Source organism: Frankia tisae (genome assembly GCF_025403405.1).
Lineage (GTDB): Bacteria > Actinomycetota > Actinomycetes > Frankiales > Frankiaceae > Frankia > Frankia tisai.
Map to the genome: position 1 here is coordinate 1 of NZ_JANEZT010000035.1, position 15,069 is coordinate 15,069.

13 protein-coding genes are annotated in these 15,069 nt (G+C 71.2%); 1 reads left to right on the plus strand and 12 read right to left on the minus strand.

The window, feature by feature from the left end; genetic code table 11:
• The 12 genes from NBZ85_RS05670 to NBZ85_RS05725 all read right to left on the minus strand — a co-directional run.
• The coding region (locus NBZ85_RS05670) for a hypothetical protein (RefSeq protein ID WP_261561585.1) at positions 1-754 on the minus strand (754 nt) is incomplete at its 3' end.
• Positions 755-784: 30 nt separating this feature from the next.
• On the minus strand, positions 785-1,129 hold the full coding sequence (locus NBZ85_RS05675) for an antibiotic biosynthesis monooxygenase family protein (RefSeq protein WP_261560323.1): 345 nt from the start codon (positions 1,127-1,129) through the stop codon (positions 785-787).
• Between the two features lie 153 nt (positions 1,130-1,282).
• Positions 1,283-2,647, minus strand: a complete 1,365-nt coding sequence (gene dnaB / locus NBZ85_RS05680; RefSeq protein WP_261560322.1) for a replicative DNA helicase — start codon at positions 2,645-2,647, stop codon at positions 1,283-1,285.
• Positions 2,648-3,193: 546 nt separating this feature from the next.
• Positions 3,194-3,640 (minus strand): 50S ribosomal protein L9, encoded by a 447-nt coding sequence (rplI, locus tag NBZ85_RS05685; protein ID WP_136446383.1) that lies wholly within the window; start codon positions 3,638-3,640, stop codon positions 3,194-3,196.
• An 11-nt stretch (positions 3,641-3,651) separates the two neighbouring features.
• On the minus strand, positions 3,652-3,888 hold the full coding sequence (gene rpsR / locus NBZ85_RS05690; protein ID WP_009741495.1) for a 30S ribosomal protein S18: 237 nt from the start codon (positions 3,886-3,888) through the stop codon (positions 3,652-3,654).
• 50 nt (positions 3,889-3,938) lie between these two features.
• Positions 3,939-4,475, minus strand: coding sequence for a single-stranded DNA-binding protein (locus tag NBZ85_RS05695; protein WP_261561586.1), 537 nt, complete (start codon positions 4,473-4,475; stop codon positions 3,939-3,941).
• Between the two features lie 63 nt (positions 4,476-4,538).
• Positions 4,539-4,865 (minus strand): 30S ribosomal protein S6, encoded by a 327-nt coding sequence (gene rpsF / locus NBZ85_RS05700; protein WP_261555175.1) that lies wholly within the window; start codon positions 4,863-4,865, stop codon positions 4,539-4,541.
• 246 nt (positions 4,866-5,111) lie between these two features.
• Positions 5,112-5,414, minus strand: a complete 303-nt coding sequence (locus tag NBZ85_RS05705; RefSeq protein ID WP_261555177.1) for a hypothetical protein — start codon at positions 5,412-5,414, stop codon at positions 5,112-5,114.
• A gap of 184 nt (positions 5,415-5,598) precedes the next feature.
• Entirely contained in the window at positions 5,599-6,768 is a 1,170-nt protein-coding gene (locus NBZ85_RS05710; RefSeq protein ID WP_261561590.1) for a hypothetical protein, read from the minus strand.
• Between the two features lie 148 nt (positions 6,769-6,916).
• Positions 6,917-9,010, minus strand: coding sequence for a glycosyltransferase family 87 protein (locus NBZ85_RS05715; protein WP_261561591.1), 2,094 nt, complete (start codon positions 9,008-9,010; stop codon positions 6,917-6,919).
• Positions 9,011-9,207: 197 nt separating this feature from the next.
• On the minus strand, positions 9,208-11,319 hold the full coding sequence (locus NBZ85_RS05720; RefSeq protein ID WP_261555178.1) for a transglycosylase domain-containing protein: 2,112 nt from the start codon (positions 11,317-11,319) through the stop codon (positions 9,208-9,210).
• A gap of 1,866 nt (positions 11,320-13,185) precedes the next feature.
• On the minus strand, positions 13,186-13,593 hold the full coding sequence (locus NBZ85_RS05725; protein ID WP_261555180.1) for a DUF5318 family protein: 408 nt from the start codon (positions 13,591-13,593) through the stop codon (positions 13,186-13,188).
• 562 nt (positions 13,594-14,155) lie between these two features.
• Here NBZ85_RS05725 and NBZ85_RS05730 point away from each other — a divergent pair.
• Positions 14,156-14,968 (plus strand): PadR family transcriptional regulator, encoded by an 813-nt coding sequence (locus tag NBZ85_RS05730; protein WP_261555182.1) that lies wholly within the window; start codon positions 14,156-14,158, stop codon positions 14,966-14,968.
• The last annotated feature ends 101 nt before the right edge of the window (positions 14,969-15,069 follow it).

A 15,069-nucleotide genomic window follows, 5' to 3' on the forward strand; every position in this document is an offset into this window, starting at 1 on the left:
GCCCAGGCCCGCCCAGCGGCGGGTAGTCCGGAACTGGCGGGAAGCCGGGGATGGGCGGACCGTCCTCGTCTCCCGGTGGGCGGGCCCCGGGCTTCGCGGGAGGAGTTCCGCCGCGGCCGCCTGCCGCCGGCACGCCCGGCCACCCGGGCGGTGCGCCTCCCGGCTGGGCAGCGGGCCAGGGACCCCGGTAACCGGGCTGACCGGGCTGAGGAGGTTGAGGAGGTTGAGCTGGATGGCCAGGCTGCACCGGCTGCGCTGGATAGCCCGGAACGCCGGGGTAGCCGGGCTGACCCGAATAGCCAGGCTGACCCAAGTAGCCGGGATAACCGGGCTGCCCGGGATAGCGGGGCTGGCCGGCATAGCCGGGTGGACCGGGTGGACCGATCGGCTGACCGGGGTACCCGACCTGTTGCGGACCGGCGGATCCCGGCTGTCCGGGCTGCGGCGGCCCGCCGCGGTGAGCTACCTTCCGGCTGGCCAGGGGCCTACGCCGCCGCCACTGGTCCCGGATCAGCCAGACGAGTCCCAGTGAGGCGACGGTGCCGGCGATCGGCCCCACCCAGGATCGAGCGATGAGCAGGTAGAAGGTGAGCACGACCGTGAAGACGTAGCCGGTGACGAAGAACGCGAACGGTCGGACCTGGATCTGGCCGATCCGCCCACGCAGCAGAATCGCCGGAATCAGCCAGATGAGGAAGCCGAAGAAGCCGGCCGTCAGCGGCGCGACGAACAGGTAGCCGAAGAACGCTTCCATGGTCAGGGGTCCAAGCGATCGCGGGGTAGGTCAGACCGGATCGGGACCGGCCGGGACGTCCACGCCGTGGGCCACGGACGGTGGGCTGGCGAAGTACGGTCCGAGCACCGCACGCCAGCGGACGAAACGGTCGGACTCCCGGAAGTTCTTCAGGTGGCTGTCCAGCGTCGCCCACTCGACGAGCAGCACGAAGTTCGACGGCGATTCGATGCCCCGGGTCAGTCGGGCGGACCGGCAGCCAGGCGTGCCGACCAGCTCCTGACGCACCTCCTGGTAGGCGGCCACGAACTTCTCCTCGGTGCCGGGCTGGACGTCGAACCGGGCGATCTCCAGGACACCCGGCCCCGCGGGCCCGCTGTCCCCGTCGTCACTCACCGGATGTCTCCTCGCCATGCTGCATGTAGCCCGTGGTCCGCATCTTCCCGGTGGTCATAATGCCCAGTGTGTCACCGCCCGGGGACGGTAGTCTGCCGACCGGTGCAGGTGGGCACCGTCCGGACCCAGTGCCCAGAACCGGGCCCGGACGGGTCAGTTCGCCATGTCGACGAATCGCGAGTAGTGCCCCTGGAAGGCGACGGTCACGGTGCCGGTCGGCCCGTTGCGGTGCTTGGCGATGATGAGGTCTGCCTCCCCTGCGCGCGCCGACTCCTTCTCGACCGTGTCCTCCCGGTAGAGCAGGATGACCGCGTCGGCGTCCTGTTCGAGGCTGCCGGACTCACGCAGGTCGGAGACCTGGGGGCGCTTGTCGGCCCGCTGCTCGGAGGCGCGGTTGAGCTGGGAGATCGCGACGACCGGCACGTCGAGCTCCTTGGCCAGCAGCTTCAGTGACCGCGAGATCTCGCTGACCTCCTGCTGGCGGCTCTCCACCTTTTTCGGCGACGACATCAGCTGCAGGTAGTCGAGGATGACCAGGCGCAGGTCGTTACGCTGCTTGAGCCGGCGGGCCTTGGCTCGGATCTCCATCATCGTCAGGTGCGGGCTGTCGTCGATGAACAGCGGCGCCTCGGCCACCTCGCCCATCCGACGGGCCAACCGGGCCCAGTCGTCGTCGGTGAGCCGGCCGGTGCGGATGTTCTGCAGCGACACCCGCGCCTCGGCCGACAGCAGCCGCATGGTGATCTCCATGCGGCTCATTTCCAGCGAGAAGATGACCGAGGTCAACCCGTTCTTGATCGACGCCGCCCGGGCAAAATCCAGCCCCAGCGTGGATTTGCCCACGGCCGGCCGGGCCGCGACGATCCACAGCTGGCCGCCGTGCAGGCCGTTGGTCAGCTCGTCGAGGTCGACGAAGCCGGTCGGCACGCCGGTCAGCGCGCCTTCCCCACGTCCCTGGATCGACTCGATCTCCTCCAGGGCCGGGTTGAGCAGCTCTCCCAGCGGCAGGTAGTCGTCGTTCGACCGCTGCTCGGTCACCTCGTACACGGCGGCCTGTGCGCGGTCCACCACATCGCTGACGTCGGGGGCAGCGCCGAAGGCAAGTTGGACGATGCGGGTGCCGGCCTCGGCGAGGCGGCGCAGGACCGCCTTCTCGGCGACGATGCGCGCGTAGTAGCCGGCGTTCGCCGCGGTGGGCACGCTCGAGATCAGGGTGTGCATGTAGCCCGGGCCACCGACCCGTTCCAGCATGTCGCGGCGGCTCAGCTCGGCCGCGACGCTGATGACGTCGGCGGGCTCGCCGCGGCCGTACAGGTCGCCGATGACCTCGTAGACGAGCCCGTGGGCCGGGCGGTAGAAGTCCGCCATCCGCAGGACCTCGACGACGTCGGCGATGGCGTCCTTCGACAGCAGCATGCCGCCGAGCACGCTCTGCTCGGCTGGGAGGTCGTGCGGCGGGACCCGCTCGAACTCCGCGCCTCCGCCGGCGCCGCCGCGCGAGATCTCAGTGACGCTCACGACGCGCCCTCCCCGCTCTCCCGCAGATCCAGATTCGAACATATGTTCGTACATGCCAGAACTGCGGTCAACAGGCCACGCCATGGCGCCCACCCGGCGACCAGTCGCAGACCGAACACGGCCCGTGCACCTGATGAACGGGCCCTCCAAGCTGGCCGGGCGAGTCCGGCGGACCCAGTCTGAAGGGTCCGACCATACGGTTCGACGAGCACCCCCACCAAAAAGTTATCCACAGGCCCTTGTGGAAAAGCTGTGGGTAACCTGCCGGAACCTGGGGATGAGCTCGGGACAGCGACGCACACCATGTGGAAAACCGGGATCACAAGGGCACGGGACCGCAGGTACGACGGGCGTCTCCGGCCCACCTCCTGTGGATAAGACAGGGTGGAAGAAAGTTCGTCACGGGCCTGGTCCCGCAACGACAAACTCCCCCGGACCGAGGACCACCACTGGGGTGGGTCGGCCGGGGGAGTTCGCGTCAGTCCGGGAGAGCCGCGCCGCGCCGACGAGACAACATGCCGTCTCGCGAGGGGCGTACCGCCGGTCCTATGCCTTCTTGACCTGGAGCTTCACCGATGCGGTCACCTCAGGGTGGAGGTGCACGGCAACCGTGTACGCCCCGAGGGACTTGATCGGCGTGGTCAGCTCGACGCGCCGCCGGTCCAGCTCCGGACCGCCCGCCGCGGTGACGGCTTCGACCACGTCTGCCGCCGTCACCGAGCCGAACAACCGGCCTTCCTTGCCGGCCCTGCCGATCAGCTCGACCTTGAGGCCGCCGAGCTGGCCGGCGATCTCCTGGGCGTGGCCGAGGTCGCGGACCGCCCGGGCCGAGCGGGCCCGCTTGATCTGCTCGACCTGGCGCTCCGCACCCTTCGTCGCGATGATCGCGTACTTACGCGGCACCAGGTAGTTGCGCCCGTAGCCGTTCGCGACCTCGACGATGTCGCCCGGGCTACCGAGGCCGGGGACCTCCTGGGTCAGGATGAGCTTCACCCCGCCACCCCCTAGCGGGCCGAGGCGGTGTAGGGCAGCAGCGCCATCTCGCGGCTGTTCTTCACCGCCGTCGCCACGTCGCGCTGGTGCTGGCTGCAGTTCCCGCTCACCCTGCGGGCGCGAATCTTGCCCCGGTCCGAGATGTACTTGCGCAGCAGCGAGGTGTCCTTGAAGTCGATGTACTCGACCTTGTCCTTGCAGAAGACGCAAACCTTCTTCTTGGGCTTGCGCACGGCCGCCTTGGCCATGGAAGTGCTCCTACCCCGTTGTGTCGACCGCGAGGACGACGAACGGCCGCTCAAAACGGAGGCTCGTCTGAGAAGCCACCGGCCGGCTGCTGCGACCAGGGATCATCATTAGGAACTCCACCGGCCGGAGCACCGGAGGGGACGCTGGCGGGCGCGCCGAAGCCGCCGCCACCACCACCGCCACCGCTGTAGCCACCACCGCCGCCGCCACTGCCGCCACCACGGGCGGCGCGGACGACCTTTGCGGTCGCATAACGCAGACTTGGGCCGACCTCGTCGACCTCGAGCTCAATCACAGTGCGCTTCTCACCCTCACGGGTCTCAAACGAGCGCTGCTTGAGCCGACCCGTGACGATGACCCGGGCGCCTTTCTGCAGCGACTCGGCGACGTGTTCGGCGGCCTGCCGCCAAATAGAACAGCGCAGGAACAGCGCCTCGCCGTCTTTCCATTCATTGGTCTGGCGGTCCAGCGTGCGCGGCGTGGAGGCGATGGTGAAGCTCGCCACCGCGGCGCCGTTCGACGTGAACCGTAGCTCGGGATCGCTGGTCAGGTTGCCAACGACGGTGATGATCGTCTCACCGGCCATGGGCGCCCTCCCGGATGTCGGCGGCCCACAACAACGGCGGGACAGCCGTCGTCGCGGACCGGATCATGCCGCCACCCGGCGGCTCTGGCGAGGCTTCTTCGGCTCGGGAAGCCGGATGACCTTCGTGCGGATGACCGATTCGTTCAGCACGAGCTGGCGGTCGAGCTCGGCGACCACATCCGGATCCGCGTGCAGGTCGATGACCGCGTAGATGCCTTCGTGGCTCTTCGCGATCTCGTAGGCGAGCCGGCGCCGGCCCCAGATGTCGACCTTCTCGACCACGCCGCCGCCCTGTCGGACGACACCGAGGTACTGGTCAAGGGACGGCGCAACGGTGCGTTCCTCGAGATCGGCAACGAGGATCACCATGAGCTCGTAATGACGTGCCAAGGTTGAACCCACCTCCTGTGGACTCGGGCGGCCACGGATTCTCCGTGGCAGGAGGAGCCGTGCTCCGGATCTGCGCCGCCGCGGACGCGCTCGGCGCCGGCATCCCAGGAGGGGCCGCCCGCCGGCACATCCGGGCGATCTTCAGTGCACGGCGGCCGCCCCCGGCAGCCCGTCGATCCAGGCGAGGGATCGGAGGCTGACCAGCAGACGGACGCGTGCGCCGACGCACGGCGTGTCCCGTCGAGCTTACTCGATCCGTTTCGAGGCGCTGGGCGCGCCGACCGCCAGGACCACTCGCAGCCAGGCTGTTCCCACGCCGGCCAGGCAGACGAGATCGACCGTGATGAGCAGCCCGCGCAGATGACGCGACGGCGTGGGGTCGGCGAACGCCAGCCCGAGCACCGCGAGCGCGGCCAGGCCCGCGACAGCGCCCAGCAGCCGGGCGACGGAGCGTGGCTCGATCCGCGCCGGCAGGTCCCCACGGCCGCCGCCGCGCAGGGCGCTGCCGGCCGGGCCACCGCGCGCACCTCCGGCCGGTTCACCACTCACTACGACCCCGTCCGTTCCGGCCGGGGAGCCGGGGTCTGCGGCCCCGGCTCCGACGTCAGCTCGACCGTCAGCTCGACCTGCCCCGGAGTCCCCGGTGTCCACTGCATCGCTCTCCGTTCCTCACCCACGTCAACGCCATCGTTGCGCATCACCCGTGCGGGGATCGCCGCGCCGCACCAGGGACTCAGTCGACCCACTGCCCCTGGGTGAAGGCGATGACCAGCACCGCCATCACCGGCGCGCACAGGCACAAGTAGCCGGTTGCGAACCTCGGGTGACGTGCGGCGATCCGCGCGAGCAGGAGGTAGAGCGGGAAGGCCACCAGAATCCCGCGGATTCCGGAGGCGTAGTAGTTCGTACAGGCCATGATCGCGGTCATCACACCGACGAAGGTCGCCTCCCCCCACCGCCGGCCTACCAACAGCACGATCGTCAGCAGCACACCGACAACCACCGCTAGCAGCTCCCCGCGCCAGAACCATACGAAGGTCGAGGCGCCGTTGCCGTCGGTGGCGGACGACCACGTGGTCGCCCATCCCGACCAGGGCCAGTCGAGGCCGCGGTGCCAGCCGTCGCGCATCGCATCGGTATAGGAGCCCCAGCCGCCGGTGCGCGCGCGCAGGTAGCCCAGGTAGGCGAGGACCGGCACCGGCGGGAGAGCCAGTGACAGCGCGGGCCAGGCGAACACCGGCCGTCCCGCCGCGCGCCGGCCGACGACGTACTGCACGGCGAGGGCCACGCCGAAGGCGACCCCGCTGATGCGCGCCGACGCCGCGCCGACGCCGAGCAGCCCCGCGAGCCACCAACGCTGGCGGCAGGCGGCGAGCCACGACGCCGTCGCGAACGCGAGGAACAGCCCTTCGGAGTAGGCGGCGAACAGGAACACCGCGTAGGGGAAGCAGATCAGACTGAGAACTGCGAACCTGGCGGCCGGCGCCGCGGTCTCGTCCGCGGCGAGCCGCCACAGCGCGGCCGCGGTGACCGCGCCGGCCAGCAGGGAGACGACGAGGCCGGCGACGATCCAGTCCGGCACGATCACGTGGACGAGCCGGATGGCGAGGGGTAGTCCGGGGAAGTCGACCTCCGTCCGGTCCGCATAGGCGGGGGAAAGATAGCCGTACCGGGCGACCTTGGTGAACAGGCCGACATCCCAGCGGTCCCACAGGGTGCGTAGGCCGGGGGCGTTGCGTGCCGGCGCCGAGCTCAGCGCTCGCGCCGCGGCCAACGAGAGCAGGGCGACGGCAACCCGGCTGGCGAGCCAGAGCGGGACGGCGGCCCGGACCGACTCCGGCAGGCGGGCCCAGCCCGAGCGGGCGATACCGGTCAGATCGCGGGCGCTGGCGAGCTCGCCCACGTCGGGCCGACGGTCGGGTCCGGCCTGCTCCCCTTGATCGACCGCGCGCTGCGGCCCGGCCGCCTCCCCCGACCCGGCGGGATCCCCCCGGTCCGGTGGTGCGCCCGGCAGGGGCTCCGGGCCGACGGGCAGAGGCCGGGGGACCGCCTCAGCCACCGGGGGGACCGGTCCCATCGTCGGCGTCCGAGACGGCACCCGGGCGGTTCTGCCGCGGCCGGAACAGGGCACCCGGCTCCAGCGGCTCGAACTCCGGACGCGCCGCCGACTCGCCCGCGGCGCCGGCGTCCGTCCCGGCACCAGCCTTCAGCCCGGCGTCTGCCGTGATCCCGGCGCCGGGGGTCACTCGGGCCTCGGTGGGGGTGTCACCGTCGCGTCCGTCCGCGTCGCCGGTCGCCCTGGGGAGCCCGCGGGCGCGGTCACGCGGCGACCGTGTCGGCCGTCCGTGCCAGCCGCCGCGCACGTCGGGCGCATGGTCCAGCACCCCCCCGGCCGGGTCATCCACCGCGCCGAGGTCCAGCGCCGCAGGCCGGTCCGCGGTGAGCCGGTCGGCCGGCTGCGCCCAGCCGCCGGTGCGGACGATGTCGGCCCACGGATGCAGGATCTCCCGGATGACGAAGCCCGCCATGATGAGCAGCACCAGGTCGCGCAGCGCCACCGCACCGACGAACCAGCCCCGGTCGATGCCGCGCCGGCCCTGGGTGTCGTTGTAGATGAAGTGCATGAACCGGGTGAACAGCACCCACGCCTCGCAGGCCTGCCAGAGCAGAAACAGCCGCCACCGCGGCCGCGCGAGCGCCACGAGGGGCAGCAGCCAGATCGTGTACTGGGGGGAGAAGACCTTGTTGCTCAGCAGAAACGCGACGACGAGCAGGAACAGCACCTGCGGCAGCCGCGGCCGGCGCGGCGCGAACCAGGTGAGCAGCCCGATCGCGATCACGGCGACGACCAGCGTCGCGGCGGTGATGGTGTTCAGGGTGCCGACGGGCAGGCCGTGCTCCCGGATGCCCTGCAGGACGAGCGGGACGGCGACGGAGACCGTGATCCAGGTGGCCACCGCCGAGGCGACGACGAGGCGCCGGGTGTCGGGGCGGTGCACGATCAGCGCCGCCGCCACTGCGAGGACGACAGCGGCGGTCGCGACGCAGACCAGCAGGTGCATCGGCGCGAACCAGGCCGGGTCGTGGCGGTCGGCGAGCCAGGTCGCGCCGAAGGCCACCGAATCCCAGTCGGCGCCCCGGTCGGAGTTCAGGTCGACGAACCGCGCGAGGGCGTTGCGTGCCCCGTCCGGGCCCCCACCGAGCAGCGGCAGCCAGTCCCCGCCACGCCAGAAAGTCGTCCAAATGCTGTCGCCGACCTTGTTGTTCTGCTTGTCGAAGTAGCCGGCCACCAGCCACAGCGGCACGACCACGACGATCACCGTCACGATCGCCGTAGCCACGGTCTTTGCCAGCTCGCGCAGCTTCCCGGCCCGCAGGCAGACGAAGAACAGGCCGAGCAGGAACAGCACCGGGTAGAGCTTGGTGAGGATGCCCAGGCCGAGCAGCAGGCCGGCCAGCCGCGGGGCCCGTCTGGACCAGGCGAGCAGGCCGCCGGCGGCGAACGCCACCGCGAGGATGTCCCAGTTCGTCAGCAGATGCAGGATGAGCGCGGGGGCCAGCGCGAACAGCGCCGCGTCCCAGACCCGCCGGGATCCGGCCGTCAGCGCGGTACAGGCCACCGCCACGCCCACGGCGACCATGAACAGCAGCGCGGTGAGGTCGTAGAAGACGGCCGAGCGGCGATCCATCGTGTAGTGGTCGAACACCCGCCGGCCGCCGTCGTCGCGATAGACCGCCCGCGGCGCGGACGCGTGGCCCGCGGGCCAGGAGATGAGCTGCATCGCCGCGCCGATCAGCGGCGGGTACTCCGTCGGGTAGTCCAGGTAGGGGATCTTCCCGTCGGCGAGGCCCTCCTGGCTGTAGAGGGCGACGACGTCGGAGTAGCACAGCGAGCTGTACTGGTGCTCGTGCGTCCAGCTCCGGGTGTCCCGGCAGCCGATCTTCTGCGTGTAGCCGAGGACGCTGGCCACGATGGCCAGGGCCATCAGCACGCGCAGCGGAGTCAGCCAGGTCCGCCGGTCCGGGACGACCGCATGTTCGCCGGGCGGGCCGCCGATGAGCTGACTCGCCTCCGCCACGACCGGGTCCTCCCGGGCCGGGCTGACGCGGGCGGGAGGCGCCGGTGTCATGGCCATGCGGGCCATTCTCACCCAACGCACCGACGCTTCAACTCACCTGCTTCCGGAACGGCGCCCGCGCGGGCGGACGGTGACCGGGCTCGATCACCTGGGAGCGGGACCGGTGGACGGACCGCCGCCCGTCGCCGCGGGATCCGGGCTGCGGGGGCGCATCGTGACCACGCCCCGGCCGCCCGATCCCGGCGGCGCGGTCGGCCCACCGGTCACCTGAAAAGGTTGTCGACGATTCCCGTCGGGCGGGTGGACCTGTTCGGGGTCGGGCGGTTCACTCCGGGCTGCTGGGGCTGTTGGGGCTGCTGCCCGTCGCCGTTACCGCCACCGTTGCCGCCACCGAGCAGGTCACCCAGGTTGAAATCGGCGCCACCGGTGGAAGGGGCGGTGCTTGGCGTCATCGTCGGCGTCGGCGCCGGCGCCGGCTCGTTGTCCTGGACGAGTCCGCCGAAGGCCGGCGGGTCGAACCTGGACTTCGGCACCCCCTGCAGGGCGGCGTCCATGAAGGCCTTCCAGACCTTCGCCGGGAGAGTACCGCCGTACACTCCGTCCGCGGCGCCGGGGATGCCCTTGAGCTGGTCCGTGTTCAGGCCCTTGCCTCGGAACATATCGACGCAGGAGGCGATCTCCTTGGTGTACCCGCAGAACCAGGCAGACCGGAAGTCGGTCGAGGTACCGGTCTTCCCGGCGGCCTGACGGTCGCCTGCAAGCGCGGCCCGGTGCCCGGTACCGGTCGGATCGGTGATCACACTCTGCAAGGCATAGGTCGCGTCTCGGGCGATCGAGGCGGGAATTGCCTGCTTTATGTTCTGGTCGGCGCCCGAGTAGATCACCTGGCCGCTGCCGTCCTGCACCTTGTCCACCATGTGGGGTTTGGCCTGCACCCCGTTGCTGGCGAGAACCGAATAGACCGCCGTCATGTCAATGGGGTAGACGTTGTCCTTGCCCAGGGTGATACCGGCAACCGGCTCCAACCCAGTCGACTCCCGAATACCGAGGAGGCGGGCGGTAGCAATGACGTTGTTGACACCGATGTCCTGGCCTAGTGGCACGTACACCGTATTGATCGAACCTGCCGTGGCCTTGATGAGGTCCTTGTAGCCGAGGTCGCCCGCATCGCTCTCGTCGTTGTTGACGACATAGTTGCCCGGCAGTGTGATCTTCGCAGGCGCGGCGAACGTCGATTTCAGGTTGATGTTCTTCTGGAGCGCGGCCACCAGGGTGATCGTCTTGAAGGTCGATGCGGACTGCACCTGCGCCGTGGCGACGTTGTCCTCGTACTGCTCGCGGCCCTGCGCATCCTTGCCGTAGAGCGAACCTCCGTACCAGGCGAGTATCCGACCGGTCCCGGGTTCCACCGCTGACAGGCCGGTCCGCAGATCCGGCACCGCCGCGTACGCCGTGCTCAGCACACTGCTGACCGCATTGAACGCGGCCATCTGGCGACCCTTGTCGATCGTGGTGGTGATGCGCAGGCCACCGCGATTTATCTGATCCTCGGTGATCCCCTTCGCCATCAGCTCACGTTTCACCTCGTCGCGTATGTACGCGACCTGAGCGGAGGAGGTGGTGGGGTCATCCGCCTTGAGGATGACCTGCGGGGGTTGCTCGCTGGTGATCGAAGGCGGCGCCCAGCCCTCGGCGGCCATCGTCGCGACCACATCATGCCAGCGACTGGCCGCCGGCCCGGGATTCTTGGCCGGGTCAAGATAGTTCGGCGATCGAATCAGGCCCGCGATGACCGCACCCTGCTGCGCCGTGAGATTCGCGGCCGTCGTGTTGAAGTACGCTTTCGCCGCAGCCTCGATGCCGTAGGCACCGCGGCCGAAGTAAATCGTGTTCAGATAGAACCCCAGGATCTGGTCCTTGGAGTACTTCTGGTCCAGCTTGACCGCGAGCACGATCTCCCGCATCTTGCGGGTGAACGTCCGTTCCTGGGACAGATAGGCGTTCTTCGCGTATTGCTGCGTGATGGTCGAACCACCCTGGAGTTCCCCGCCGCTCACGTTGACGTAGAGCGCCCGCGCGATGCCCTTCGGCGAAATCCCGGGCTCGTGATAGAAGTTTTTGTCCTCGGCTGCGAGCACCGCATGCTGCATTTCCTTGGACACCTGGGCCAGCGGCACGTCGGTGCGGTTCACCGTTCCGATGCGGGCGAGCTCGTCGCCGGTTCCCTGGTTCGACCCGGCCGGCGGCCCATAGAAGATGATCGAGGTCTGGTCGGTCTTCACCTCACCGGGCAGCGGCACTCGGGTCGCCGCGTAGACGACCGCGATACCCGCGACGAACAGCAGGATCGAAGAGAACATGCCGGCCAGCACCATCCGGCGCAGCCAGCGCGGCCGCCGACGCCACCACATCGGACCACGCCGGCCCTGGCCCGGGCGGGGGACGCGCCCGCCACGGCCCGGCCCGCTCGGCCCGCCGGGGCCGTCTGGTCCGCCCGGGCCTCCCATCGCCGCCCGCGAGGTGCGCTCGGGTCCGGCGCGGCCCGGCCCGGTGCGCCCGGGAGACGGACGCCGAGTCCCTGGCCGGCCCGGCCCGCTGCGCCCCTCGGCAGCCTCCCGCTCGCCGACTCGCAGCGCCATCCGCTCGGTCGCCTGGGTGGGGCGATCACGTCGCCGCCCGGCGACCCGGCGCACCGGCGTCACCTCCGTCATTCCCGCGCGATCCGCGCCCTCGCGCCCGGCCGGCTCCGGCGCCACCTTGTGGTAGACGGTCGCGTCGGCGGTGCGTTCCCGGACGTCGACGCGGCGCAGCGCCGCCTGGTCGACGGTGTCATAAAGCGTGTTGACCCCCGCCGGGTCTCGGGGGACGTCCGCGGCCCGGTCCGGCCCGGTCGGCCGCGGGGGGCGGTCCGGATGGTCCGGGCCGGAGCCGCGCCTGGCGCCGACAGCACCAGCCCGGTCATGGCCCCGCCCGCCGCCGGCGACGGGTTCCTCGGCAGCCGCCCGGTCGCCACGACGGCGCGGATCGGTACCGGCCCCGCCGGTGGATGCCCGGTCGGTTCGGGAACCGGAGCCCGGATCCACGACAGGGACGAAGGGCCCGCCTGCGGCCGCGCGGGTGGGACCGGCGGCGCTAGATGCGGCACCGCCCGATCGGGCCACCGGTGGGTCAAGGTCGCGGCCGTCAAATGCGCCCGCGCGCCCGCCGGCCCGGGCGGCGGACCCCCCGGGCACACCACCGGGCGGCAGGCTCTCCCCAGCCGGGCCTGATCCCCCGCGCTGCGGCGCCCGCCGGGGGGCTCTGGCCCGCTCGGGGGAGGCGCCCCGGGTGGAGGGCAGACGGCTGCCCCAGCCGTCGTCAGCCGCGGCGGCACCAGGCGGCGCGGCGCGCTCACCGGGCCGATCGATCGAGCCGCGGTCCGGCACCCAGCCGGCGGTGGGGATCGCCGCCGCATCGGCACCATCCGGCCGCCGTGCGGGCCCCGCGGCACCGGCGGAGGGAACGGGCACCGCCCCGCGCGAAGGCGGTCCGGCCGCTGCCCCGCGCGAAGGCGGTCCGGCCGCTGCGGCGGGCGGAACCAGCGCGGCGCGTTCGCCCCGCCCATCGGCCGGCCGGCCGGCCGGGGGCACCAGGGCGGCACGGGCGCTGCCGCCGGGACCGCTGCCAGCACCGTCCGGCCCTGGCGGGACAGGTCGAGCCGGTGGGGCAGGCGGGACAGGTCGACCCGGTGGGCCGACTCGGTCAGTTCGGTCGTGCCTAGCCCGATCGGGAGGCGCACCCTGAACCGGTCCGGGGTCGGACCCCGTCGGGTCCGACCCCGGACCGCCTCGATAGGCGCCCTGATCGTAGGGAGAGCTCACCAGCCGCTCCATCCGTCGCTCTGGGACTCCCCGGTCACCGGGCCGCCGCAGGGGACGGGCCGGCACCCCCAACTGCTACCGAAGGTCCGATCCACGCCGCCCCGGCCCGGCTGAACCCCGGCCGGCGTGGACGTCGGCGGCCGCGGACCCAGAGTGGGACCCGGCCGACCACGCAGGATCGGGCCGCCCGCCGGGCTCATCCCGAAAGAGGCACGGCATGGCCCCACCCGTGGCTGGTGCCACGCCTGGACCCGCCGCGAAACCCACATGGCAGACCAGGATCTCACGCCAGATTCCGCCCGCACGCGCAGGGCGCCCGCCGACCGTCACCGGCACCACGGGCGACCTCGTGGACTGCGGCGCTGTGCTGGGCCGACGAGTTCAGGTGTCGACTGCGCTACGGCGGTGGTGGCGCTTGGCCCTCGGCTCGCCGGTGCCGATCACATAGGAGGTGATCAGATGGTTCCACCCGCACGGGCGGCACACCTCGACGACGTAGACCCGCAGCTCGCCGTACCTCGCCGCGAGCGCCGGAAGGTCCTTTGTCGCCCGCGCGCGGCCGGAGCTTTCGCCGAGCTCGTCGCCGTAGGTGTACGTGACGTGGATGAGCGGGTCGCCCCCGCGGCAGACCGGGCAACGCTTGCTGGTCGGCTCGCCGTGGTACTTGGCCGCCCGCAGCAGGTACGGATGCGCGTCGCAGACGTCGAGCGACGACACGCGACCCGCGTGGAGATCCGCAAGCACCGCCCGGCGGGCGAGCGCGTAGTCGATTACCGACCGCGGACGCATGCCTCAACGTTACGCCGCGCGGGTGTTCCAGGCAGATGGTCCGGACGGATGCCCACCGGACCGAACTCCGCCCGGACGGCCCCGCCGTGTATCCCCCGGAACCGGGCCCCGCGCTCACTGTGAGCTGGATGACACTGTGATGCCGCCCCTACCCGTGGCCAGGTCACCGGATGGGCACCGTCGGCCTTGTCCCGATCCCGCGGGCGGGTGCTCCGCGGCCGGATCGAACCCCGATCTTCCCTGCGAGCAGGCAGTTTCCAGGCTCGCAGGCGGCTGCGGCGCGATCGTCGCCGACCGGTCGGCGACGATCTGGCACGGCGGCCCGACGGGGTTGCGTCGCGACCGCGCCCGGAGGTGGAAGTGTCGTTCTGTCATCTTCTGGTCGCCGGATGGTCATTCCTGGTTGCGGCGCTCGTCCCGAGACGTCTATCCTCGATGTATCGCTTCGATATGTCGGAGCGACAGATATGCACTCGACACCGCCGGGAGCGCCGCACCACGACGCGACGGACCGTGGGGTGACCACGCCCGCCACCGCGGGCACGGCCAAGGAGGGTGGGTCATGCTGGAACTGGCGGTTCTCGCCCTACTCTCCGAGAGCCCGATGCACGGTTACGAACTGCGCAAGCGGCTCGCCGCGCTCCTCGGTGCCTTCCACCGGTTCAGTTATGGCTCGCTCTACCCCTGCCTGCGCCGTCTCGCGGACGGCGGATACGTCACCGCGGACGACGTCAGCGCGACGACCCGGCTCGGTGGGCGCAGTCGGGTCGTCTACACACTGACCGGCGAGGGCAAGGAGAAGCTCGCCGACCTGCTCGGCGAGGGTGGCCCGTCCTCGTGGGAGGACGAGATGTTCGGCGTGCGGTTCGCCTTCTTCGCGAAGACGGACGCCGCCGTTCGCCTGCGCATCCTGGAGGGACGCCGCGGCCGGCTCGAGGAGCGCCGGGAGAAGGTCCGTTCGGCCCTGACCAGGACCGTCGAGCGGTTCGACTCCTACACCCTCGAGCTCCAACGCCACGGGCTCGAGTCGGTGGAACGCGAGGTCCGGTGGCTCAACGAGCTGATCGAGACGGAGCGGGCCAGCGCCCCGGCCAGCCTCACGGAACCACAGTTGTCCACAGCATCCACAGGGTTGTCCACAGCTCCATCCACAGGATCGGATCCATCCACAGGATCGGAACCTGGCACACTTCCCTCTCCCGCTCGTGGCAGCGGGACGGGGCGCCGTGCGGGCAGGACAGCCCGGCGGGACGGACGCGGCAGCTACCTCGACGGCACGCACGGCGGCAACGACGGCGACGCGCGCAACCGGAACAGGAACGCCCAGGCCGAGGCTGGCCACGACCCCGGCGGCGAGGTTCCAGCCGGCCGGTGAGTGGCCCCGCGTAGCGGCGCCCGTACCCGGCCGGTCGGCTGGGCGGGCGGCACCGTGGCGGAGTCGTTCGCCCGAAATTTCCATTTCCATAGAAATCGCAG